The following is a 22,784-nucleotide window of genomic DNA, read 5'->3' as shown; positions in this document are numbered from 1 at the left end:
GTCATCGGAGTTCATCGAGGGCTGCTGCGAACATGCTCAGCGCTTGGGCGACATGGGGCAATTTCAGGGGCTCCACCGCAGTGAGGGACTCCATCTGCTCCTCCGGGGTTGAGCCGAGCAGCGGACCGGTGCTCAGCCGGACCCTGAGCGCGCCCAGTTCGTCGCCGAATCGGTGGCCGCCGGGAGCGGGCGCGCCGAGACGCCGTGTCAGGTGCTCCTCCAGCTCCATGGAGTCCGTGACGCCCCGGGCGGCCAGCCGGGTGCGGAGCGGGCCGAGGTCGGCGTAGAGGTGCCGGCCGGCCTGCGGCGGCCTGGCCAGCGCGCCCACGGTGAGTACGGCGCGGTGGGCGGCGGAGGCGACCTGGGCCTGGAGGGCGGCGGCCTGCCGGATCCGGTCCGTGACGGCCTCCGGTTCGCGCAGCGCGTGGGCGGCGGCGCGGGCGACGGGTTCCGCGACGACGGCACCGAGGGCGGTGAGGATGTCGAGCACGCGGGCCCGGCGGGCGGCGGCACGCCGGGTGGCCGGGAACCGTGCGACGGCGACCGGCCAGGCCGACGGGGTCAGCGCTCCTGCCAGGTCGCCGATGACGGTGACGTCGTCCGGGCACATCTCGGCGGGGCTGAGCAGGACCGTGTCGTGGGGGCGGTGCAGGGTGTCGCGCCAGGTCTCGTCGCTGACGATGTGCAGCCCCTCGGCGACCGCCGCCTCGCAGGCCTCGCGGACCAGCTCCGGCGGGGCGACGGTGGCGGTCGGGTCGTCGGCCACGGAGATCAGGAGCAGCCTGGGTCTGCCGCCCTCGGCGCGCACCCTGCGCACGGTCTCCAGCAGGGCGTACGGGTCAGGGACGCCGCCGCACTCGGCCGGGGTCGGCACGTGGTAGGCGGGCCGGCCCAGCAGCCGCGCCTGCGGCATCCAGGTGGCCGGGCAGGGGCGCGGCATGAGCACGTCGCCGCCGTACGCGGCGATCAGCGCGAGCAGCAGGGGCTGCGCACCAGGGGCCGCGGCGATGTCCTGCGGCCCGCCGTGCAGGCCCCGGCGCCGCCAGTAGGCGCAGGCGGCCTCGCGCAGGATCGTTCCTCCACCGGGTGGTTCGGGCCGGGTCCGGGCGGCCGAGGCGGCCAGTACGTCGGCGAGCTCGGGCAGCACGGGAAGACCCGGGTCGGGGGCGGGCGGGCCGTACCGGACCGGGCCGTGGTCCTCCCGGGCGGGACGGGGCTGCTTCCGCTCGCTCCAGTGCATCCCGGGGCCTCCTCCGCCTGCGTCACCCTCAGGCCCCTTTATACGGAGGTTCCCCGGGGTCCGCCCCCGCACCGGGTCCGGCAGTGGCAGCCGCCGGCCCCGGTGCGGGGGCGGACCGGTTCGGCGCGGGCGGGGAGGCGGGCGGGACCTGGGGGGGCGGGACCCGGGGGTCGGGACCCGGGGGTCGGGAAGCCGGCGGTTCGGACGGGGGGTCGGGAAGCCGGCATCCGGACAGGGGTTCGGGAAGCCGGCGGTTCGGCCGGGCGGGCCGGCGGTTCAGGAGCCCGGCGACTCCGGGGGCTGACGCCGAAGGGGCCCGCGGTTTCGGGGGCCCCGACGCCTCGGCGGGCCCGGCGGTACGCGGCCCCCGCAGCCGATGACGACCCACGGGTCACCCCGCGAACGGCACCCCCGGCAGTCCTTGCCCAGCGTCCGGCAGGACCAGCAGGGATCCCGACAACGGGTGCGGCGCGTCCAGGCCCGTCCGGGCGGTGGAGATGTACAGGTCGCGCAGGCCCGCCCCGCCGAACGCGCACGCCGTGGGCCGCCGGACCGGCAGGTCCACGACCCGGTCCACCCGGCCGTCCGGGGTGTAGCGCCGCACCGCGGCACCGTCCCAGAAGGCGACCCACACGCAGCCGTCGGCGTCCACCGTCAGCCCGTCGGGCCAGCCGGAACCCGGCTCGACGACGGCGAACGGCCGTCGGTCCAGGACGCGTTCACCGTCCACGTCGAAGACGTCGATCCGCAGGGTGGGGGTGTCGATGTAGTACATGAGCCGGCCGTCCGGACTCCAGCCGGTGCCGTTGCTGACGGTCGCCGCGTCCAGCACGCCCGTCACCGTGCCGTCCGGTGCGACCCGGGACAGACGGCCGCCGCCCTCGGCCTCGTCGTACCGCATGGTGCCCGTCCACAGGGCCCCGTCCGGCGCCACGGCCGCGTCGTTGCCCCGCCGCCCCGGCACGGGGTCCCGGGCCAGCCACGAGAAGGCGCCGTCGGCGTCGTACAGGCCGACGCCGTCCCGCAGGTTGACCACGAACCCGCCGCCCGCCCGCGGCTTCGCCGCGCCGACGTGCTGCTCGGTGGCCAGGACCGTACGGCGGCCGGTGGACGGGTCGTACGTGTGCACCCGGGAGGAGAGGATGTCGACCCAGATCAGCCGGCCGGACAGCGCGTCCCAGGTCGGTCCCTCCCCCAGCTCGGCCCGTTCCCGGACGGCGATCTCCGGGGTGTGCCTCATCCCTGGATCCGGTGGTGTCCGAGCCGGCCGGACAGCGCGTCGGCGCCGCCCGAGGCGAGCTGCGCGAGCTCCGCCTCGCGCTCCTCGCTCCAGCGGATCATCGGTACGGAGATGGAGAGCGCGGCGACGACCCGCCCGGACCGGTCCCGGACCGGTGCGGCCACACAGCTCACGTCGGGGTTCGACTCCCGGTGCTCGACCGCGATCCCCCGCTTGCGCACGGCGGCGAGCGCGGCCCGCAGTTCCGTGGCGTCGGTGAGGCTGTTGTCGGTCATCGCGACGAGTTCGCGTCCGTCGAGCCGCGCGTCGAGCTCCGCCTCCGGCAGCGCCGCGAGCAGCAGCTTGCCGACGGAGGTGCAGTGGGCGGGGAGCTTACGGCCTGCGGCGGAGACCATGCGGACCGCGTGCGTGGAGTCCACCTTGGCGATGTAGATGACCTCGGTGTCCTCCAGGATCGCGACATGGACGGTCTCGCCGCACGTCTCGGCGACCTCGCGGGCCACCTGCTGGCCCTCGGCCGCCAGGTCGAGCTTCTCCGCGTACCGGCTGCCGAGCTGGTAGGTGCGTACGCCGAGCCGGTAGCGGCCCGGCTGCTCCGGGACCGTGACCAGGTAGGAGCGGGCGGCAAGGGTGGTGAGCAGTTCATGGACGGTGGTCCGTGGCAGCTGGAGCTTGCGGGTGACTTCGGGGGCCGAGAGCGTCCCCTCTCCCTGGAGGAAGAGTTCGAGCACGTCCAGCGCCCTGGTCACCGCGGGGACGAGTCGTCCCATGATCACCCACCCATCGTTCGGCACTCCGGTCAATGACCGGAATCACGAACGCAGGCTAACGTCAGGGGACTTGTCCGGGCAACGCCCGGGACGGGCCGGAGAGGCCGGACCCAGGGGAAATCCACCGGATTCTCCATACTTCGCCGGATAGCCGGCGGCCCGTTGCGCGCGCCTCCTGGTTCACCGGCCACCCGCAGGGTAGTCGCTGTGCCATGTCGACATCGAGCGCTCTCCCCTCCGACCGCTGGCGGACCTGGTTCCGCCGGCGCGACCTCGCCGCGTTCCAGAGCGTGGCGAGAAGACACTGGCCGGGCGTCGAACCCGTGCTCCCCCGACTGAGCCGCAGCGCCAACCACGGGCTGCTGTGGTTCGGCGCGGCGGCGGGCATGGCGGCGCTGGGCACCAGCGCCCGGTCGCGCAGGGCGGCACTGCGCGGCATCGCCTCCCTCGCCGTCGCCTCGGCCGCGATCAACACCGTGGGCAAGGGGGCGGTCCGCAGGGAGCGTCCGATACTGGACCTGGTCCCGGTGATGCGCCAGCTCAAGCGGCAGCCGTTCACCACGTCCTTCCCGTCCGGGCACGCGGCGTCGGCCGCGGCGTTCGCGACGGGTGTCGCCCTGGAGTCCAAGGGCTGGGGCGCCGTCGTCGCCCCCGTCGCGGTGGCCGTGGCCGCGTCCCGCGTATACACCGGCGTCCACTATCCGAGCGACGTCCTGGCCGGTGCGGCGCTCGGCATAGGGGCCGCGTTCGCACTGCGCGGCGTCGTACCCACCCGTGGACAGCTGCCCGCACCGGGCAGGCCCCCGGCCGACGCCCCGGCGCTGCCCGCGGGGCAGGACCTGGTGGTCGTCGTGAACCAGGAGTCCGGTTCCGCGACGGCGGCGGCCGGCCTGGTGCGCGACGCGCTGCCGCTCGCCGAGGTGCTGGAGTGCGCGCCCGCCGACCTGTCGGGCGCGCTGGACAAGGCGGCACGGCGGGGCAGGGCACTGGGCGTCTGCGGGGGCGACGGCACGGTCAACCTGGCGGCGGCCGTGGCGGCGACCCACAGCCTGCCGCTCGCCGTGTTCCCCGGCGGGACGCTCAATCACTTCGCGTACGACCTCGGCATCGAGACGGTGCACGACACGGTCACGGCCCTCACCGCGGGCGATGCCGTCCGGGTCGACCTGGGCCGCTTCCGGCCCGGCCCCGAAGGGCCGGGCGGTCCGCACGGCTACTTCCTCAACGCCTTCAGCCTCGGGGTCTATCCGGAGCTCGTGCGGACCCGGGAGCGCTGGGCACCCAGGATCGGCGGCTGGCCGGCCGGAGTGCTGGCGGCCTTCGAGGTGCTGCGCGGCGAACGCCCGCTGACGGCCGAACTACAGGGGCGGAAGCGGCCGTTGTGGCTGCTCTTCGTGGGCAACGGGCTGTTCCGTCGGGTCGGCCCCGCACCCGGCCGCCGGCACAACCTGGCCGACGGCCTGCTGGACGTACGGGTCGTGCACGGCGGCCGGACCCCGGGGCTGCGGCTGCTCGCGGCGGCGATCGCCGGACCTCTGAGCCGCTCACCCGTCCACGCGGCGGTCCGGCGCCGCCAGGTGCGCGTCTCCGGCCTCGCGACGGGCACTCCGTACGCCTACGACGGTGAAGTGGCGCACTCCGGAAGCGGGTTGATGATCGACAAGCTGCCGGAGGCGCTCACGGTGTACTGCCCGATGCCGGTATAGCCATTCCATATCGCAAGACGCCTATCTCAGGATACGACATCACGGCGTACCGTGGCCGTACCGCTCGCGACCGGAGCCCGAGCAGTCCGAAGTCCGGGGAGGACACACGGCCATGCCGAAAGAGACCGCGACCTACACCCATGGTCACCACGAGTCGGTGCTGCGCTCGCACCGGTGGCGGACCGCAGCCAACTCGGCGGCCTATCTGATCGACCGACTCGCCCCCGGCCAGAGCGTGCTGGACGTCGGCTGCGGTCCCGGCACCATCACGGCAGACCTCGCGGCACTGGTCGCGCCGGGCCGGGTGACGGCGGTCGACACGAGCCAGGAGATCCTGGACCGGGCCGCCGAGGCGGCGGCGGAACGCGGCCTGGCCGGCGTCGAGTTCGCCGTTGCCGATGTGCACGCGCTGGACTTCGCCGACGACTCCTTCGACGTGGTCCACGCCCATCAGGTGCTCCAGCACGTGGGGGATCCGGTCCAGGCGCTGCGTGAGATGCGACGGGTGTGCCGGCCGGGCGGCATCGTCGCCGTACGCGACAGCGACTACGCGGCGATGGCCTGGTACCCGGAGGTGCCGGGGATGGCGGAGTGGCAGGAGCTGTACGGACGGGTGGCCCGCGCCAACGGGGGCGAGCCCGACGCCGGACGCCGGCTGCTGTCCTGGGCCCGGCAGGCCGGCTTCACCGACATCACCCCGACCGCGGGCGCCTGGTGCTTCGCCGGGGAGGAGAACCGCGCCTGGTGGAGCGGCCTGTGGGCGGACCGTACGACGGCGTCGGTGTACGCGAAGCTGGCGGTGGACGGCGGCCACGCCCGGCCCGAGCAGCTGACAGCGATCGCGGACGCCTGGCGCGCGTGGGGCGAGGAGACCGACGCGTGGTTCCTGGTCCCGCACGGCGAGCTGCTCTGCCGGGTGTGAACGAGCGGCCCGAGGGCCGGAATCGATCACACACCGCGGGGTCGCCAACTACCCTCGTGGCATGGAGATCCTGGGAACCACGCTGCGAATCTGCGTCGACGACCTGGAGGCCTCGGTGGCCTTCTACGAGGGCCTGACCGGCACCCCGGCGCTGCGCTTCGGGCGCGGCGGGGTCTCGGTCGCCGCGATCGGCTGCTTTCTGCTGATGAGCGGGCCCGAGTCGGAGCTGGAGGTGCTGCGCAAGGTGTCGGCGACGATCGCGGTCAAGGACGTCGACGAGGCGAACGCGGCACTGACCCGGGCAGGGGCGAAGGTCATCGCCGGCCCGGTGCCCACCCCGGCCGGCCGCAACCTGATCGCCCTCCACCCGGACGGTTCGGTCTTCGAGTACGTCGACCGGAAGGCCTCCGCCTGACGGTGCCCGGACCGCAGCGATATTCCGTACGCTTTCCGGCCTCCTCGTCGTAGCCTCGCCTCGCAGGCGGTTGTCGAGCAGAGGACGGGCAGGACGATGGGCACGCAGCACACGTACCGGGTGATCGTGCGGGGCACCTGGGAAGGGCTGACGGACGAGGGCAGGCAGCTGCTCCTGGCCGAGGTGGAAGAGCACGGCCTCGCGGCCATGCAGTTCACCGAGGAGGGCACGCTCACCTACGACACCGTGCTGAAGCACTTCAGCTTCCGGTACGTGGTGACCTCGGATCCCACGGACGGCGACGAGATGGCGGCGGCGATCGCCGAGGACCGCGCGGAGACGGCCCTCGCGGCGCGGGGGCTCGGCCATGGCGAGCTGCGCTGCTCGGTGACGGACATGGACACCATGAAGATCAACTACAAGGGCCGGCGAGGGCAGGCCTGACGCCGGAGGGCGACTGCCGTACCGCCTGCGCCCGCGGCGTGCCCGGCGACCAGTCCTGTGACGGCGGGGGATCGAGCGTTCCCGCCGTCCGGCGGAGATCGCGTAGGCCCAGTCCGCGCCGGGGGTGAACACCAGCAGGAGGTCCACTGCCAGGAAGGCCACCGCGTCGTCGTATGCCTGACCATCACCGAGCCGGCCGCCCGCGTACAGCTCAGCATCTCGCCCTGCCACCGCCGCCTGCGTGACCTCGAACGCGAAGGCGCGTTCCGCGGCCGACGGCCGTCGTCGATCCTTCGGCCGTCGGCCTGAACTTCGAAGCGCTCGTCTTCGCCACCCTGTGCTGGGAGGACGGACGCCGACACCGTCACCGCCTTCGAAGAGGCCGTGACGGCTGTCCCGCACGCGCTCCAGGCCCAGCGCCTGTTCGGCGAACCCGACCATCTCCTGCGGGTCGCCACCACCGATCTGACCGCGTTCCAGCATCTCTACGACCAGCGGCTCGCCCGGCTGCCCGGCGGCCAGCGTCTGACGTCGACACTCGTCATGAAGAACGTGGTCCAGGACAGACCGCTGCCCGAGCAGTCGCCCCCGGACCGCGCTCCTGCCGGTCCCGCTCCCCGGCTGCCACGCCCCGGACCGCCGCCGGGGGCGGACGGCGGCCCCCGACCGCCCCCGGCGTGATGCCCGGTCAGTCGGTGAGCCGCCGCTTGCCGAGCTGTCCGGCGACCGCCGGGTCCCGGTGGTCGAAGAACAGCGAATGGCCGGTGTCCAGGGTGACGATGGAGGCCATCTCGTCGTCGGTGAGCGTGAAGTCGAAGACGTCGAAGTTCTCCGCCATGCGGTCCGCCCGCACGGACTTGGGGATGGTGACGATGTCGCGCTGGATGAGCCAGCGGAGCACGACCTGGGCGACGGATTTGCCGTGCGCCGCACCGATGCCGCTCAGGACCGGGTGCGTGAAGAGGTTGTTCTTGCCCTCGGCGAATCCGCCCCAGGACTGGATCTGGACACCGTGCTCGCGCATGACGTCCTGGTCGGCGGCGCGCTGGAAGAAGGGGTGGGTCTCGATCTGGTTGACCGCGGGCGTGACCTCGTTGTTGCTGAGGAGGTCGACGAGCCGGTCGGGGTAGAAGTTGGCGACGCCGATCGCCTTGACGCTGCCCTCGTGGTGCAGCCTTTCCATGGCCCGCCACTGTCCGTACGCGTCACCGAAGGGCTGGTGCATGAGATACAGGTCGAGGTAGTCGAGGCCCAGCTTGCGCAGCGACGTACCGAAGGCACGCTCGGTGTTCTTCTCGGCGGGCGCGTCCTGGATCCACAGCTTGGTGGTCACGAACAGTTCCTCGCGCGGGATGCCGCTGCTCTTGATGGCGCGGCCGACGGCTTCCTCGTTGCCGTACGCGGCGGCGGTGTCGAGCAGCCGGTAGCCGGCGGCGAGCGCGTCGGTGACGGTTCGCTCGGTGTCCTCCGGCGGGATCTGGAAGACCCCGAAGCCGAGGATCGGCATCGTGACGCCGTTGTTCAGGGTGACGGTCTGCACGGGTGTCTCCTACGTGTGGTGCGGTGTGTACGTGTGGTGCGGTGTGAGCCGGTCGGCCCCGGGGGTTGTCACGGGTCAGAAGGTGATGAGGGCCTTGAGGACGCGGCGGTCGGCCATGGCCCGGTAGGCGTCGGGGACCTCGTCCAGGGAGATGGACCGGTCGAAGACGCGGCCCGGCCGGATGGTGCCGTCGAGGACGTCGGGCATCAGTTCCTCGATGTAGGCGCGGGCCGGGGAGACACCGCCGGTGAGGGTGATGTTCCGCATGATCATCTCGGGGCCGACGGGGCCTTCCTCGTACTGCGGCACTCCCGCCCAGCCGGACGGTCCGCCCGCACCTGAAGCTGCTCCTGGAGACGATGCGGCCCAACCCCGCCTACATCGTCAGCCGCAGCATGGACCTCCTCGCCTGGAATCCGGCCGGCCTCGCCCTCCACGCAGGTCTCGCCGACTGGCCGGCCAAGCAGCGCAACCTCGCCCGCTACCTCTTCCTCCACCCCACCGCACACGAGCTGTTCCCGGACTGGGACACCCAGGTCCGCACCTGCGTAGCCCGGCTGCGCGCCGAGGCCGGTACCCACCCGGACGCCCCGGACCTCACCAGCATGGTCGGAGAGCTGCTGCTCAAGAGCCCCGACTTCGCCAGGCTCTGGGAGCGTTACGAGGTCATCGGACGCAAGAAGATCCAGAAGACCTTCCACCACCCGCAGGTCGGCGTCCTGACCCTCAGCGGACAGAGCATGAACCTCGAAGGCACGCCCGGCCAGCGCCTCGGCGCCTACACCGCTGAGCCAGGCACCCCCGATCACGACGCCATGCTCCTGCTCGACATGACCGCCCCGCAGCCCACCAGGCCCCCGGGCACGAAAGCGGCCCCGTCACGGCCCATCCAGTCCTGACAGCCTGACCCGACATCAGCTGTTCAGCCGGCGCCCGGAATTCCGAGCCCGCACGCGTTCGCTCCGTCGATGCTGAGATGGCGGACGAGCATGCGTGAGGGTGTGGGCGGTGGCCGCCCCTAGCCGCGCGGAGAGCCGGACGCAGTCGGTGGGGCGGCGGAGGCGCTGGCCAGGCTGAGCACCATGGTGAGGCCGCCGCCGGGGGTGTCCTCGGCGGTGAGCGTCGCGCCGATGACCTCGGTGAAGCCGCGCGCGACCGCCAGGCCGAGGCCGACCCCGTCACCGCGCGGGGCGTCCCCGAGCCGCTGGAACGGCTCAAACATCTGTTCCTTCGCCCCGTCCGTGACGCCGGGGCCCCGGTCGACGACGCGGAGTTCCACCCGGTCGCGGAGGCTGCTCGCGGAGACGAGGACGGGTTGGCCCACCGGGCTGTACTTCACGGCGTTCTCGACGATGTTGGCCACGACCCGTTCCAGCAGACCGCGGTCGACCGCGACCATCGGCAGGGTTTCCGGGATGTCGAGCTCCACTCTGCCCTCGGGAACCCCGCCGAGCGCCATGGGGACGACTTCGTCCAGGTCCGTCTCGCGGATCAGCGGCACCACGGTGCCTGTGGTGAGGCGGGACATGTCCAGGAGGTTGCCGATCAGTGCGGAGAGCCGGTCGGCCCCCTGCTCGATGCCTTCGAGGAAGGCCGTACGGTCGGTCTCGGACCAGTCGACGTCGTTCGCACGCAGCGAGGTGACCGACGCCTTGATGGCGGCCAGGGGCGTGCGCAGGTCGTGGCTGACCGCGGCCAGCAGAGCGGTACGGAAGCGGTCGCTCTCGGCGAGCTTGCGGGCCGCCTCCGCCTCACCGACCAGCCGCTGCCGGTCGAGCACCACGGCCGCCTGCGCGGCGAAGGCGCCGAGGACGCGACGGTCCTCGGCGGGCAGTGCGCGGCCGGTCAGCACCAGGGCGAGGTTCTCGTCGACCGGTATGTCGACGTCGGCGTCCTCGGGTCGGCTGACGGGATGCCCGCCGACCGCTGCCGCGCAGGACCAGGCGTCGGCTTCGTCCGCACGTTCCAGCAGCGCGACGGATTCCACGGCGAACGTCTCCCGGAGCCGCTCCAGCAGGGCGTCGAGGGAGTCCTCGCCCCGCAGGATGCTGCCGGCGAGGAAGGAGAGGATCTCCGACTCGGCGCGCAGCCGCGCCGCCTGGTGGGTGCGACGGGCAGCGAGGTCGACGACCGAGGCGACGGAAACGGCAACGCCGACAAAAATGACGATCGCGACGATGTTCCTGGGGTCGGAGACCGTCAGCCGGTGCAGCGGCGGTGTGAAGAAGTAGTTCAGCAGGAGGGACCCGACGGCCGCGGACGCGAGAGCGGGCGACAGGCCGCCGAGCAGCGCCGCCGCCACCGTGGCGGTGAGGAACAGCAGCATGTCGTTGGCGAGCCCGAGGTCGGGGACGACGTTGTCGAGCAGCAGGGTGAGCAGGACGGGGCCGGCGATGCCGGCCAGCCAGCCCCAGAGGATGCGGGTCCGGCCCAGGCGCGCACCGCGGGCGATCGGCAGTCCGCGGCCCTTGGCCGCGGCGTCGTGGGTGACGATGTGGACATCGAGGTCGGGACCGGACTCCCGGGCCACGGTGGCGCCGACGCCAGGCCCGTAGATGTACTGCCAGGCCTTGCGGCGGCTGGATCCCAGGACGATCTGGGTGGCGTTGACGCCGCGGGCGAATTCGAGGAGGGCCGAGGGGATGTCGTCGCCGATGACGTGGTGGAAGGTGCCTCCGAGGTCTTCGACGAGGGTGCGCTGGACGGCCAGTTCCTTGGGGGACGCGCTCTTGAGGCCGTCGCTGGCGGAGATGTAGACGGCGAGGACCTCGCCACCGGCCCCCTTTTCCGCGAGCCGTACGGCACGGCGGATGAGGGTGCGCCCTTCGGGCCCCCCGGTCAGTCCGACGACGATGCGTTCGCGGGCCTGCCAGGTGGTGCGGATGTTGTGTTCGCCCCGGTACTGCTGGAGGTATTCGTCGACGCGGTCGGCGACCCAGAGCAGTGCCAGTTCGCGCAGCGCGGTGAGATTTCCGGGCCGGAAGTAGTTGGCCAGGGCGGCATCGAGCTTGTCCGGTTTGTAGATGTTCCCGTGGGCCATCCGGCGGCGCAGTGCCTGGGGCGACATGTCGACGAGCTCGATCTGATCGGCCCGGCGGACCACTTCGTCGGGTACGGTCTCGCGCTGCCGGACGCCGGTGATCGACTCGACGACGTCGCCCAGGGACTCCAGGTGCTGGATGTTGACGGTCGACGTGACGTCGATGCCCGCCGCGAGCAGTTCCTCGACGTCCTGCCACCGCTTGGCGTTGCGGGAGCCGGGTACGTTGGTGTGGGCCAGCTCGTCCACGAGGGCGACCTCCGGTCGCCGGGCGAGCAGCGCGTCCAGGTCCATCTCGGTGAACGTCGTTCCCCTGTAATCCCGTTCGCACCGGGGGACGGTTTCCAGACCGTGCATCATCACCTCGGTACGGGGCCGGTCGTGGTGCTCCACGATCCCGACGACCGCGTCGGTGCCCCGCTCGATCCTCCGGTGCGCCTCGGAGAGCATCGCGTACGTCTTGCCGACTCCCGGTGCCGCGCCGAGGTAGATCCGCAGCTTTCCGCGTCCCATGATGGCGTCTTCTCGTTCTTCCGTGGTGGATGTGACTCAGGTTCGAAGCAGCCCGTGCCCCGCGATCACCGGGGCACGGGAAGCTGCGTCGTTCGTCGGTGGTGGACGGGTGGGGAGCCGGTGGGGCAGGGTCCCACCGGCTCCGGTACTCCGGCTCGGCGGTGTCAGCCCTGGAGCAGGTTCCTGAGCGCGGTGTTCAGTTCGAGGACGTTCACCCGGGGCTCGCCCATGAAGCCGAGGAGCCGGCCCGTGGTGTGATCGGCGACGAGCTTCTCGACCTCCTCGACCCCGAGTCCGTTCCTCTCGGCGACCCGGTGGACCTGGAGTTCGGCGTACGCGGGCGAGATGTCGGGGTCCAGGCCGGACCCGGACGAGGTGACGGCGTCGGCGGGGACGTCCGCGGGCTTCACCTTGTAGGAGGCGGTGGAGTTGTCCGCGACCACGGCCTTCTTCGCCTCGGTGACCCAGTCGATCAGCTCCTCGTTGTCTCCGGCACGGTTGGTCGCGCCGGAGAGGATCAGGGAGTACCGCGTGTTGACGCTGTTGCTGCCGAGGCCGTTCGAAGGGCGCGGCTGGAACCACTTCGGATCCGGTCGCGCGGCCTCCTCGGCGTCGTCGGGGTTCCGCTTGGGCAGGTCGTACGTCTGGCCGATGAGGGAGGAGCCGACCACCTGGCCGCCCTCGTCCTTGATCTCGGAACCGTTCGCCTTGCCGCTGAACAGGGCCTGGGCGACACCGGTGACGGCGAGCGGGTAGATGACGCCGCACACCAGCGTGAGGACGAGCAGGGCGCGCAGCCCGGCTCCGAACACGCGCAGGGCGCTGCTGACGGAGTTGTTCATGACGGATCAGCCGATTCCGGGGATGAGGGAGATGAGCAGGTCGATGATCTTGATGCCGATGAACGGGGCGACCAGGCCGCCGAGTCCGTAGATCCCGAGGTTGCGCCGCAGCATCCTGTCCGCGCTCTGCGGCCGGTAGCGGACGCCCCTCAGGGCGAGCGGTACGAGCGCCACGATGATCAGTGCGTTGAAGATGACGGCCGACAGGATCGCGGACTCGGGCGAGGACAGGCCCATGACGTTGAGCTTGTCCAGGCCCGGGTGGACCACGGCGAACATCGCGGGGATGATCGCGAAGTACTTCGCGACGTCGTTGGCGATCGAGAACGTCGTCAGGGCGCCCCGGGTGATGAGCAGTTGCTTGCCGATGCCGACGATCTCGATGAGTTTCGTCGGGTCGGAGTCCAGGTCCACCATGTTCCCGGCCTCCTTGGCGGCCGAGGTGCCGGTGTTCATCGCGACGCCGACATCCGCCTGGGCGAGCGCGGGGGCGTCGTTGGTGCCGTCGCCGGTCATCGCGACGAGTTTGCCGCCGGCCTGCTCCCGCTTGATGAGGGCCATCTTGTCCTCGGGCGTCGCCTCGGCCAGGAAGTCGTCGACTCCCGCCTCTTCGGCGATGGCCTTGGCGGTCAGCGGGTTGTCGCCCGTGATCATGACCGTACGGATGCCCATGCGGCGCAGTTCGTCGAACCGCTCCCGCATGCCCTCCTTCACGACGTCCTTGAGGTGGACGACCCCGAGGACCCGTGCGCCTCCGCCGTCCTCCACCGCCACCAGCAGGGGGGTGCCGCCGGCCTGGGAGATCCGGTCGGTGAGTTCCCGCGCGTCCTCGGAGACGCGCCCGCCCCGCTCCTTCACCCATGCGAGGACGGATCCGGTCGCGCCCTTGCGGACCTTCCGCTTGTCCAGGTCCACTCCCGACATCCGGGTCTGGGCCGTGAACGCGACCCATGTGGCCTGGGCCAGTTCGCCCTGGTGCCGTTCGCGCAGTCCGTACCGTTCCTTGGCGAGGACGACGATCGAGCGGCCCTCCGGGGTCTCGTCGGCGAGCGAGGAGAGTTGTGCCGCGTCGGCGAGTTCGGCCGCGGTCGTGCCCTTCACGGGGACGAACTCGGACGCCTGCCGGTTGCCCAGGGTGATGGTGCCGGTCTTGTCGAGCAGCAGGGTCGACACGTCCCCGGCGGCCTCCACGGCGCGCCCCGACATGGCCAGCACGTTGCGCTGTACGAGGCGGTCCATGCCCGCGATCCCGATGGCGGACAGCAGGGCCCCGATCGTCGTCGGGATGAGGCACACGAGCAGAGCGGCGAGCACGATCATGGACTGCTCGGCGCCCGCGTAGACGGCGAACGGCTGCAGGGTGACCACGGCCAGCAGGAAGACGACGGTGAGGGACGCCAGCAGGATGTTGAGCGCGATCTCGTTGGGGGTCTTCTGCCGGGCGGCACCCTCGACCAGGCTGATCATCCGGTCGATGAACGTTTCGCCGGGCGTGGTGGTGATCTTGATGACGATGCGGTCGGAGAGCACCTTCGTGCCGCCGGTGACGGCGCTGCGGTCGCCGCCCGACTCCCGGATGACGGGCGCCGACTCGCCGGTGATCGCGGACTCGTCGACGGACGCGACGCCCTCGACGACATCACCGTCGCCGGGGACGATGTCACCGGCCTCGCAGACCACGAGGTCACCGATGCGCAGATCGGTGCCCGGCACCCGCTCCTCGTTCGTGCCGATGACCCGGCGGGCGACGCTGTCGGTCTTGGCCTTGCGCAGGGTTTCGGCCTGGGCCTTGCCGCGTCCTTCGGCCACGGCTTCCGCGAGATTGGCGAAGATCGTGGTGAGCCAGAGCCAGGCGGCGATCGCCCAGCCGAACCAGTCCCCCGGGTCGGCGCAGGCGAGGACGGTCGTGACGACCGAGCCGACCAGGACCACGAACATGACGGGCGACTTGATCATCACGCGCGGGTCGAGTTTGCGCACGGCGTCCGGGAAGGATTTCAGCAGCTGCCGGGGGTCGAACAGGCCGCTGCCGACGCGGCCCGGAGCCGGCCGGTGGCCCGAGGGGCTGTCTCCGTGCGGAGCCCGGGTGGGGGTGACGGTGCTCATGAGGCGAGCCCTTCGGCGAGCGGCCCCAGTGCCAGGGCGGGGAAGTAGGTCAGACCGGCGACGACGAGGACGGTGCCGACGAGCAGTCCCGCATAGAGGGGCTTGTCGGTACGCAGGGTTCCGGAGGTCTCGGGTACGGGCGTCTGGGCGGCGAGAGAGCCGGCGAGCGCCAGGACGAACACCATCGGCAGGAAACGTCCGAGGAGCATGGCGATGCCGATGGTGGTGTTGAACCACTGGGTGTCGGCGTTCAGTCCGGCGAAGGCGGAGCCGTTGTTGTTGGCGCCGGAGGTGTAGGCGTACAGGATCTCGGAGAATCCGTGCGCACCTGAGTTGGTCATCGAGTCGGCGGGGGTGGGCAGTGCCATCGCCACGGCGGTGAAGCCGAGCACCAGTGCCGGGGTGATCAGGATGTAGCAGGCGGCGAACTTGATCTCGCGCGTGCCGATCTTCTTGCCCAGGTACTCGGGTGTGCGGCCGACCATCAGTCCGGCGATGAACACCGCGATGACCGCCATGATCAGCATGCCGTAGAGGCCGGAGCCGACACCGCCGGGCGCGATCTCGCCCAGTTGCATGCCGAGCATCGTGATGCCCCCGCCGAATCCCGTGTACGAGGAGTGGAAGGAGTTGACGGCGCCGGTGGAGGTCAGGGTGGTGGCCACGGCGAAGATCGACGAGCCGCCGATCCCGAACCGGGTCTCCTTGCCTTCCATCGCCCCGCCCGCGATGTCGAACGCGGGCCCGTGGTGGGCGAATTCGGTCCACATCATCAGCGCGGTGAACCCGATCCAGATGGTGGCCATCGCCGCCAGGATCGCGTATCCCTGCTTGACCGAGCCGACCATCTTTCCGAAGGTGCGGGTCATCGCGAACGGGATGAGGAGAATCAGGAAGATCTCGAAGAGGTTAGAGAGCGGATTCGGGTTCTCGAAGGGGTGGGAGGAGTTCGCGTTGAAGTATCCACCGCCGTTGGTTCCCAGTTCCTTGATGGCTTCCTGGGAGGCGACAGCACCGCCGTTCCATTCCTGCGTACCACCCATGAACTGGCCGACCTCGTGAATGCCGGAGAAATTCTGGATGGCACCGCAGGCGACCAGGACGATGGCACCGATCACCGAGATCGGGAGCAGAATACGGACGGTTCCGCGCACCAGGTCGGTCCAGAAATTCCCCAGCTCACCGGTACGGGAACGGGCGAAGCCCCGTACGAGCGCCACGGCGACAGCCATGCCGACGGCGGCGGAGACGAAGTTCTGCACCGCGAGGCCGCCGGTCTGCACGACGTGGCCCATGGCCTGTTCGCCGTAGTACGACTGCCAGTTCGTGTTCGCCACGAACGAGGCCGCGGTGTTGAAGGCCTGGTCCGGATCGATCGAGGTGAAGCCCAGGGACCCGGGCAGGCTGCCCTGCAACCGCTGCAGGGCGTAGAGGAAGAGGACGCTCACGGCCGAGAAGGCGAGCACCGCCCGCAGGTAGGCGGGCCAGCGCATCTCGGCGGACGGATTGGCGCCGACGGCCTTGTATATCCACTTCTCCGGCCTGTAGTGCTTCTCGGAGGAGTAGACCCCGGCCATGTAGTCACCCAGCGGGCGATAGGCCAGGGCAAGGGCTGCGATCAGGGCGAGCAGCTGGAGCACGCCCGCAGTCTGGGAACTCATGTCGGCGTTCAGAACCTCTCCGGGTAAAGGAGGGCGAGAACGAGATACCCGAGCAGTGCGACGGCCACGACGAGGCCGACAGTGTTCTCGACGGTCACAGCTTGGTCACCCCTCGGGAAATAAGAGCCACCAGCGCGAACACCGCGACCGTGGTGACGACGAAGGCCAGGTCGGCCATCGTGAGCTCCTGGATGAAGTAAGGAATGGAATCAGCCGTTCGGCCGATACGAGCAAACCTCGCCGGGAGCCGGAAATAGGACTTCTTGACGCCGCCCATACGGATAGTGGCAGACCCTTTACGGCAATCTAACGCGAAGGACGGCCACCACCGGTGAAGGAGCACCACGAGGCACGGTCCCGCCCGGTTCGCCCCGGCCGCCCGCCCCGCCCGTGGCACCCGGATCCTCGAACGCGAGACCCGTGTACCAACTTGCGTCGTTGTGGTGCACACGAGCCTCGGCCCAGGTCACACGGTGCAGCAGGGCGACGACGTCGGTATTGCGGGGGCTCCCATGGGTTTCGACGAGGAGTGGGACCGGCTGCGCACGCGGGCCGCGGAGCAGCGCTGTTCACCCATGCGGCTGAACAGCGCGGACGAGGGTCCTCTGCCCGGTCTCGGCGGGCAGACGGACATGGCGTCCGGTCCGGTGCCAGAAGAAGGCCGCCGACTGGGCGGACGAGTCCTCCGCCACGGCCGTCAAGGAGTTCGGCGGCTGGGACACCGCCGCGGGCCTGAAGAAGGTGACAGAGACCTGGGACGAGCAGGTCAAGGTGCTGATGGGGCGGCTCTCCACGGAGCACTCACGGCCGAGGGTGCCGGACGTCTCGCCGCCGTGCCGGAGGACGCCACCGTGCCTCGCTGACGGCCGGGCCGACGGTGTTCGCCCGGGTCATGGGGACGCTCGACGGGATCGCGGCGCACACGGCGGGCACCTGGGCGGATCTGAAGGACGTACCCGAGGCCGAACGGGAGCCGACGCTGCGGAGTTGCCGAAGCGGCGCCCGGACCACGTCGCAACGGGCGCTCAAGGACCTCGGCGGCTGGATCCCGGGCCCGTACGGCTTCCCCCGGCGGCTACCCGGCCCGGTGACTACCTGGCCCGGCGGCGGTGCATCACGTAGCCGCCGCAGAGCAGACCGGCCACGAACACCCCCAGCAGCGCCGCCCAGAGCGGCATGGTGACCTTCGGGATGATCACGCGGATGGTGACCTCGGCGGTGTTGACGCAGATGAAGACGATCGAGAGGACCGCCAGGAGGGTGACGGCGATCCGGGCGGGGCTGAAGGGGCTCGTGGAACCGCTGGATACGTGCTTGGGGCTCATGTGCGGCCCTTTCCGCTGGGTCCTGGTTCCTGGACCAGGAACGACCGTCCCCGGACCCCAGGATCTCTCCGTCCGGGGCCCGGGGGCAGTGGAGTGCGGCCGTTCGGGTGATGGTCAGCCGACGACGGGGAGCTCCAGAACGCCGGTGTCCTGCGGGGCGCTGACGACCGTGACGGGCTTGACGCCCCGGTTGCCGAAGTACGCCGTGTCGCTCGCCGCGACCACGAACCGCAGCCGGTGCCCCACCTCGTACCGGTGCACGATGCCCGGCAGCTCCACGGTGAAGGGACGGGTGACGTCGGGGACGCGTACCGGGGCGACCAGGCGGTTCACCAGGTGCTGCGTCCCGTCGGGGGCCACGTCGTACACCTTCGCGAACAGGACCAGCTTGTCCGCGGCGTCGCCGCTGTCCTGGACCCGCCCCGCGGCGGGCGACTTCACCTTCAGGGTCGCCTCGGGTGCGCCGACGACGTCCATCGGCGCGGTCAGCGGTGCGCTGGTCCAGCCGAGGTGGGTGCCCTTGGTGTCGTACGGTTCCGGGTCCGTGAGGCCGATGAGGCCGGCCAGGGAGCTCTCGGAGTGGCTGGTCGGCAGGAGCCAGTTGGTGTACCGGCGGCTGCCGGGGGTGACTTGCGCGCGGCTGTCCACCAGGGTGCCGTCGCCGGAGAGGTACATCGTCCGGGAGGGGCCGGGCACGGCCGCCGCGGTGCCGTAGCCGCTCGTCCAGTCGCGGTAGTACGCGAACTCGGGCCCGGTGTCGGCGTCCTCCTCGTGCTGGAGGTAGCGGTCGAACCAGGCGAGGATCCGCTGCCCGACGTAGCTGGTCTCCAGGTTGCCCGTGCCGAGGTCGAGTTCGCCGGGCGCCTGGCCGCCGCTGTGGCCCCAGGCCTGCCAGATCATCTTCGTGGTGGTGCCCTGCGCCCGGAGCGTGCGGTAGGTGGCGGTGGCCTCGTTGAGGTTGAACAGGCTGTCGGCCTGCCCCTGGACGAGCAGGGTGGGTGCGGTGACCCCGGACAGGTAGGCCACGGGGGAGACGCCGCGGGCGTACGCCAGCATCGCGGCCGTCCGGTCGGCGGGATAGCTGCCGGAGTTCAGGAGGCGGATGGTGTCGCAGGCCTTCGGCGCGAAGTGCAGGCAGGTGAGGCTGCCGAACCGGGACGGGTCGAGGGCGGGGACGATGAGCGGCTGCCCCTCGCCCATCAGGTAGAACCCGTTGGTCCACTGCCACTTGAAGACACCGGGCGTGTCGGAGGAGACGCCCCGGGCCGCTCCGGTCGTGTTGGGCGACAGCGCGTACGCCAGGTCGTTCCAGGTGACAAGCGGGACGAGGGCGTCGACCCGCTTGTCCACGGATGCGGTGGCCAGCTGGACGGCGCCGCCGTAGGAGCCGCCGATCATGCCGACGCGCGGGTCGCCCGGGCCGTCGCCCGTGACGAAGTCCGCTTTCGTGCCGTCGTCGGCGGCGCGAGTCCCGGCCAGGAAGTCGACGAGTGCGGAGGCCGCCCTGCCGTCGATCGCGGGGTCGTCGAGCGTGATGAGGCAGCCGGACCCGCCGAAACCCAGGCCGGAGTAGACGAGGCCTACGTAGCCCCGGGCGGCGAAGGCCTTGCCGATGGCATCGGTGGTGCCGTCGGACTTGCTGCCGCCGAAGCCGTTGGTGGCGAGGACCGCGGGGGCGGGGTGCCGCGCGTCGACGCCGGCGGGCCGGTAGAGGTCGGCGTCCACGGTGCACGTACGGTCGCCCGCCCGCACCGTGAACTCCAGTGGGGTGACGGTGAATTCGGCGGCGGCCGACGCGGGCCCCGCGCCGAGCAGCATGAGCGGGGCGATGAGTGCCGCCCCGGCGAGGAAGGTGAGTGGACTGCGGAACCTGGGGACAGCACGCGACACATGGACCTCCACACCGAGGACACCTTACCGACTGGTAAGTACCGAGCCGGGCCCATGCTGTGACACACGTCATACCGCTGTCAACGCACAGGGGCGGAGTTTCTCCGGCGGTTGTTCACTTCCCGGGCGCCGTCCGGGCTTTCGGGACGGATTCAGCGAAGCGCCGGCACGTCCACGGTGAGCGTGCAACGGCCGCCGTCCGCCGGGGCGTCCAGCACCGCGGGCACACCGAGCGGGACGGTGAGCGCCGTGGGGCCGTGGCCGAAGCCCAGCTCCTCGACGACCGGTATCCCGAGGCCGCCGAGCCGGTCGGCGAGCACGGCGCGTACCCGCTCGTACGGTCCGCAGTCCTGCCACGAGCCGCACGCCACCCCCGCGATGCCGTCGAGGGCGCCGATGCGCAGCAGCCGGGTGAGGATGCCGTCGAGCCGGTAGGGGTCCTCGGTGATGTCCTCGATCACCAGCAGCCCGCCCCGGGCGGAGGCCCGGGCGTGCGGGGTCCCCGCGTCGGCGGCGAGCAGGCTCACGCATCCGCCGTAGGTGATCCCCCGGGCCGTGCCGGGCACCAGTGGCGCCGCCGCGTCCAAGCCGAGGGTGCGCACCGAGTCGGGCTCGAACAGGGTGGAGCGCAGCGCTTCCCGGGTGGCCGCGTCCTTGAGGAAGACCTCGGTGGCGACCATCGGCCCGTGCAGCGTCGAGAATCCGGCCCGCAGCGCGAACGCCTCGTGCAGCACGGTGATGTCGCTGTAGCCGACGAACACCTTGGGTCCGGCGGCCCGCAGCCCGGTCCAGTCCAGGAGGTCGACCATGCGGTGCGCGCCGTACCCTCCCCGGGCGCAGAGCACGGCGTCCACGGACGGGTCGCACCAGGCTTCCTGGAGATCCCGGGCGCGGTGCTCGTCGGTACCGGCGAGATGGTCCAGCTCAGGGTGCGTGTCGAGGACGTGGGGGGCGACCACGGGCTCCAGGTCCCAGCCGCGCAGCAGGTCGAGACCCCTTTCGAGGCGGTCGGCGGGTACGGGGCCGCTGGGTGCGACGACCGCGACCCGGGCGCCGGGGCGCAGCCGGGCCGCCCGGGCGAGGGGCTGCAGGGTTCCCCGGGTCACTTCTTCAGCTCCAGGCGCGGTACGTCGGTGCGGTCGATGCCGAACGTCTGTGCGTAGAGGGAAAGTTCGGCCTCCAGAGCGCGGATCACGGTCTCCGCGCGGCGGAATCCGTGGCTCTCCCCCTCGAAGGCGAGGTAGGCGTGCGGTACGCCGCTGCCCTCGATCGCGTCGAGGAACCGCTCGCACTGGGCCGGTGGGCAGATCGGGTCGTCGAGGCCCTGGAACAGCACGAACGGCGCCGTGAGCCGGTCGGTGCGGTTGATGGGGGAGCGCTCCCGGTAGCGTTCGGGCACCTCCGCGAACGGGCCCACGAGCGATTCCAGGTACTGCGACTCGAAGTCGTGCGTCTCCCCGGTGGCCCATCCCTCCAGGTCGAGGATGGGGTAGCTGATGGCTCCGCAGGCGTACACGTCCGTGCCGGTGAGGGAGGCGGCGGCGGTCCAGCCGCCCGCGCTGCCGCCCCGGACGGCCAGCCGGTCGCGGTCGGCGGAGCCTTCCTCCGCCAGCCCGAGGGCGACGGCGGCGCAGTCCTCCACGTCGACGACCCCCCACTGTCCGCGGAGCCGTTCGCGGTAGAGCCTGCCGTAGCCGGTGGAGCCGCCGTAGTCGACCTCGACGACGCCGATGCCGCGGGAGGTGAAGTAGGCGATCTCCAGGTCGAGTACGACCGGGTCGCGGCCGGTGGGTCCGCCGTGCGCCCAGATCGCGTAGGGCGGCAGTTCACCGTCGGGGCCGGTGCGGTCGGGGTGGTGCGGCGGGTAGACGTGGGCGTGGATCTCGCGGCCACCGGGTCCGGTGAAGGTGCGGATCCGCGGCTCCGGGTAGTACGCGGGGTCGACGGCGTCCTGGTGGGGCGAGCCGATGGTCCGGGTGTGTCCGGTCGCGGTGTCGAGCTCCACCACCTCGTACGACGTGTGCGGGCTCGCGGCGATGCCGATGATCCTGGTGTCCTGCACGGCGAGGGTCTCGGCCCACGCGGTCCAGGCGCCGACGGCGTCGACGAGTTCGCCGGTCTCCGGGTCGAGCACGCCGAGCCGGTTGGTGCCCCGGCCGTGGATGACGGCGATCAGCCCGTTGTCCAGCAGCCGGAACCAGCGCAGGCCGATCTTCCACAGCGGCCCGCCGAACTCCTCGCCCCGGCCGGAGCAGAGCCGGCTGCTGGGCACGACGGAGCCCGCGACGGCGTCCGGCCGGATCCGCTGGAGCTCCCACCAGTCGCCGATGTCCGACACGAAGACCAGCGAGCCGTCCCGGTCCCACTCGACCTGGACGACCGATTCGTCGGTGTCGCCGACGAGGGGCCGTACGCCGGTGAAGGCGCCCTCCGCGGTGATGTCGGCGATCATGACGACGGTGCCGTCCCACGGCATCCGCGGGTGGTCCCAGGCGATCCAGGCGGCTCGGCGGCCGTCGTAGGAGACCCTGGGGCCGGTGACGAACCGGTGCCGGTCGTCGCTGAGTTCGCGGACGGCGGTGCGGTCTGCGGCGGCCGAGCCGTCGAGCGGCACGGCGGCGATCACCCGGCGGACGTCGGTGGGCGAATCGCCGGTGAACTCCTCCAGGACGCACCAGACCTCGCCGCTCGCGCCGCGTTCGAGGTGCAGCTCCGGGTCCACCCAGCGCAGCCCGCCGCCGATGTCCGACACGGGGGTGAGCGGCCAGGGTTCGCCGGACCTGTCCGGTTCGTACGCGTAGAGCCGCTGGTCGGGGAAGTGGACGAAGACGACCAAGGGTCCGCCCGCCCCGCGGGCCTGGCCGGCCCAGGGCGCCCCGCCGTACTCGATGACGCGGCTGCGGGGGTTCCACGGCTCGGGGAGCACCGACACGGTGGTGCCGTCGGCCCGGCAGCGCACCAGGGCGCGGCGGCCCCCTTCGGCCGGGCGTGGTTCCGTCCACCACACCTCGTCGCCGACGCTTCCGACGAACTCCGGCCGGCCGTCGTGCGAGGCGGCCGTCGCCGCGTCGATCGGTGACGGCCATGTGCCGTACGCCGCTGTGGACACCATGGGCGGTTCCCCCGTAGT

Annotated in this window: 18 protein-coding genes and 4 pseudogenes; 6 read left to right on the top strand and 16 right to left on the bottom strand. The window is 71.5% G+C overall.

The features are described from left to right. Window position 1: 1 nt before the first annotated feature. The 3 genes from OG524_RS31240 to OG524_RS31230 all read right to left on the bottom strand — a co-directional run bounded on the left by OG524_RS31240 (window position 2) and on the right by OG524_RS31230 (window position 3,250). Entirely contained in the window at window positions 2–1,240 is a 1,239-nt protein-coding gene (locus OG524_RS31240) for an aminotransferase class I/II-fold pyridoxal phosphate-dependent enzyme (protein ID WP_405387291.1), read from the bottom strand. Between the two features lie 391 nt (window positions 1,241–1,631). Continuing rightward, on the bottom strand, window positions 1,632–2,480 hold the full coding sequence (locus OG524_RS31235; RefSeq protein ID WP_405812098.1) for an SMP-30/gluconolactonase/LRE family protein: 849 nt from the start codon (window positions 2,478–2,480) through the stop codon (window positions 1,632–1,634). Beyond that, window positions 2,477–3,250 (bottom strand): IclR family transcriptional regulator, encoded by a 774-nt coding sequence (locus OG524_RS31230; RefSeq protein WP_405393041.1) that lies wholly within the window; start codon window positions 3,248–3,250, stop codon window positions 2,477–2,479. The genes OG524_RS31235 and OG524_RS31230 overlap by 4 nt, the downstream gene beginning before the upstream one ends. A gap of 212 nt (window positions 3,251–3,462) precedes the next feature. On the opposite strand from OG524_RS31230, the gene OG524_RS31225 reads away from it, so the two are divergent. From OG524_RS31225 to OG524_RS31210, 4 genes are all read left to right on the top strand, one after another. Next, window positions 3,463–4,956 (top strand): bifunctional phosphatase PAP2/diacylglycerol kinase family protein, encoded by a 1,494-nt coding sequence (locus tag OG524_RS31225; RefSeq protein WP_405812097.1) that lies wholly within the window; start codon window positions 3,463–3,465, stop codon window positions 4,954–4,956. Between the two features lie 112 nt (window positions 4,957–5,068). Continuing rightward, entirely contained in the window at window positions 5,069–5,878 is an 810-nt protein-coding gene (locus OG524_RS31220; RefSeq protein WP_405387297.1) for a class I SAM-dependent methyltransferase, read from the top strand. Between the two features lie 61 nt (window positions 5,879–5,939). Beyond that, a complete protein-coding gene (locus OG524_RS31215) occupies window positions 5,940–6,293 on the top strand; it encodes a VOC family protein (RefSeq protein WP_405387299.1) in 354 nt (117 codons plus the stop codon). 96 nt (window positions 6,294–6,389) lie between these two features. Beyond that, window positions 6,390–6,737: a DUF6204 family protein gene (locus OG524_RS31210; protein WP_405387301.1), complete on the top strand. Its 348-nt coding sequence runs from the start codon at window positions 6,390–6,392 to the stop codon at window positions 6,735–6,737. Window positions 6,738–6,748: 11 nt separating this feature from the next. Here OG524_RS31210 and OG524_RS31205 read toward each other — a convergent pair. Then, window positions 6,749–6,899: pseudogene (locus OG524_RS31205) on the bottom strand (LysE family translocator); the annotation flags it as partial. Window positions 6,900–6,914: 15 nt separating this feature from the next. Between OG524_RS31205 and OG524_RS31200 the strand changes: the two are divergent. After that, a pseudogene (locus OG524_RS31200) lies at window positions 6,915–7,313 on the top strand (Lrp/AsnC family transcriptional regulator); the annotation flags it as partial. A 112-nt stretch (window positions 7,314–7,425) separates the two neighbouring features. On the opposite strand, the gene OG524_RS31195 reads toward OG524_RS31200, so the two are convergent. Next, window positions 7,426–8,277 carry an aldo/keto reductase gene (locus tag OG524_RS31195; protein ID WP_405812096.1) on the bottom strand — a complete coding sequence of 284 codons (852 nt, stop codon included), beginning with the start codon at window positions 8,275–8,277 and terminating at the stop codon, window positions 7,426–7,428. A 75-nt stretch (window positions 8,278–8,352) separates the two neighbouring features. Further along, window positions 8,353–8,592 (bottom strand): annotated as a pseudogene (locus OG524_RS31190) (IMP dehydrogenase); the annotation flags it as partial. Between OG524_RS31190 and OG524_RS31185 the strand changes: the two are divergent. After that, window positions 8,592–9,176 (top strand): annotated as a pseudogene (locus OG524_RS31185) (transcriptional regulator); the annotation flags it as partial. The pseudogenes OG524_RS31190 and OG524_RS31185 sit on opposite strands and share 1 nt — an antisense overlap. A gap of 119 nt (window positions 9,177–9,295) precedes the next feature. Here the strand turns inward: OG524_RS31185 and OG524_RS31180 are convergent. From OG524_RS31180 to OG524_RS31135, 10 genes are all read right to left on the bottom strand, one after another. Further along, window positions 9,296–11,830, bottom strand: a complete 2,535-nt coding sequence (locus OG524_RS31180) for a DUF4118 domain-containing protein (RefSeq protein ID WP_405387303.1) — start codon at window positions 11,828–11,830, stop codon at window positions 9,296–9,298. 164 nt (window positions 11,831–11,994) lie between these two features. Continuing rightward, entirely contained in the window at window positions 11,995–12,672 is a 678-nt protein-coding gene (locus OG524_RS31175; RefSeq protein WP_405812095.1) for a potassium-transporting ATPase subunit C, read from the bottom strand. Between the two features lie 6 nt (window positions 12,673–12,678). Continuing rightward, entirely contained in the window at window positions 12,679–14,778 is a 2,100-nt protein-coding gene (gene kdpB / locus OG524_RS31170) for a potassium-transporting ATPase subunit KdpB (protein WP_405812094.1), read from the bottom strand. Continuing rightward, window positions 14,775–16,439 carry a potassium-transporting ATPase subunit KdpA gene (gene kdpA / locus OG524_RS31165; protein ID WP_405812093.1) on the bottom strand — a complete coding sequence of 555 codons (1,665 nt, stop codon included), beginning with the start codon at window positions 16,437–16,439 and terminating at the stop codon, window positions 14,775–14,777. Before kdpA ends, kdpB begins: the two co-directional genes overlap by 4 nt. Window positions 16,440–16,447: 8 nt before the next feature. Beyond that, the gene (gene kdpF, locus OG524_RS31160; RefSeq protein ID WP_405387311.1) at window positions 16,448–16,537 is read right to left on the bottom strand and encodes a K(+)-transporting ATPase subunit F; all 90 of its coding nucleotides are present in this window, start codon (window positions 16,535–16,537) and stop codon (window positions 16,448–16,450) included. After that, on the bottom strand, window positions 16,534–16,716 hold the full coding sequence (locus OG524_RS31155) for a hypothetical protein (protein WP_405387313.1): 183 nt from the start codon (window positions 16,714–16,716) through the stop codon (window positions 16,534–16,536). Before OG524_RS31155 ends, kdpF begins: the two co-directional genes overlap by 4 nt. Window positions 16,717–17,530: 814 nt before the next feature. Beyond that, window positions 17,531–17,764: a DUF1049 domain-containing protein gene (locus OG524_RS31150; protein ID WP_405387315.1), complete on the bottom strand. Its 234-nt coding sequence runs from the start codon at window positions 17,762–17,764 to the stop codon at window positions 17,531–17,533. A 114-nt stretch (window positions 17,765–17,878) separates the two neighbouring features. Then, complete coding sequence (locus OG524_RS31145) at window positions 17,879–19,582, bottom strand: CocE/NonD family hydrolase (RefSeq protein ID WP_405812522.1); 1,704 nt, start codon at window positions 19,580–19,582, stop codon at window positions 17,879–17,881. A 224-nt stretch (window positions 19,583–19,806) separates the two neighbouring features. Further along, the gene (locus tag OG524_RS31140) at window positions 19,807–20,760 is read right to left on the bottom strand and encodes an LD-carboxypeptidase (RefSeq protein WP_405812092.1); all 954 of its coding nucleotides are present in this window, start codon (window positions 20,758–20,760) and stop codon (window positions 19,807–19,809) included. After that, entirely contained in the window at window positions 20,757–22,766 is a 2,010-nt protein-coding gene (locus OG524_RS31135) for a S9 family peptidase (protein WP_405812091.1), read from the bottom strand. Before OG524_RS31135 ends, OG524_RS31140 begins: the two co-directional genes overlap by 4 nt. Window positions 22,767–22,784: the final 18 nt, after the last annotated feature.

Source organism: Streptomyces sp. NBC_01520 (assembly GCF_045040375.1).
Classification (GTDB): Bacteria; Actinomycetota; Actinomycetes; order Streptomycetales; family Streptomycetaceae; genus Streptomyces.
This window is presented reverse-complemented; position numbering and strand designations above follow the sequence as displayed.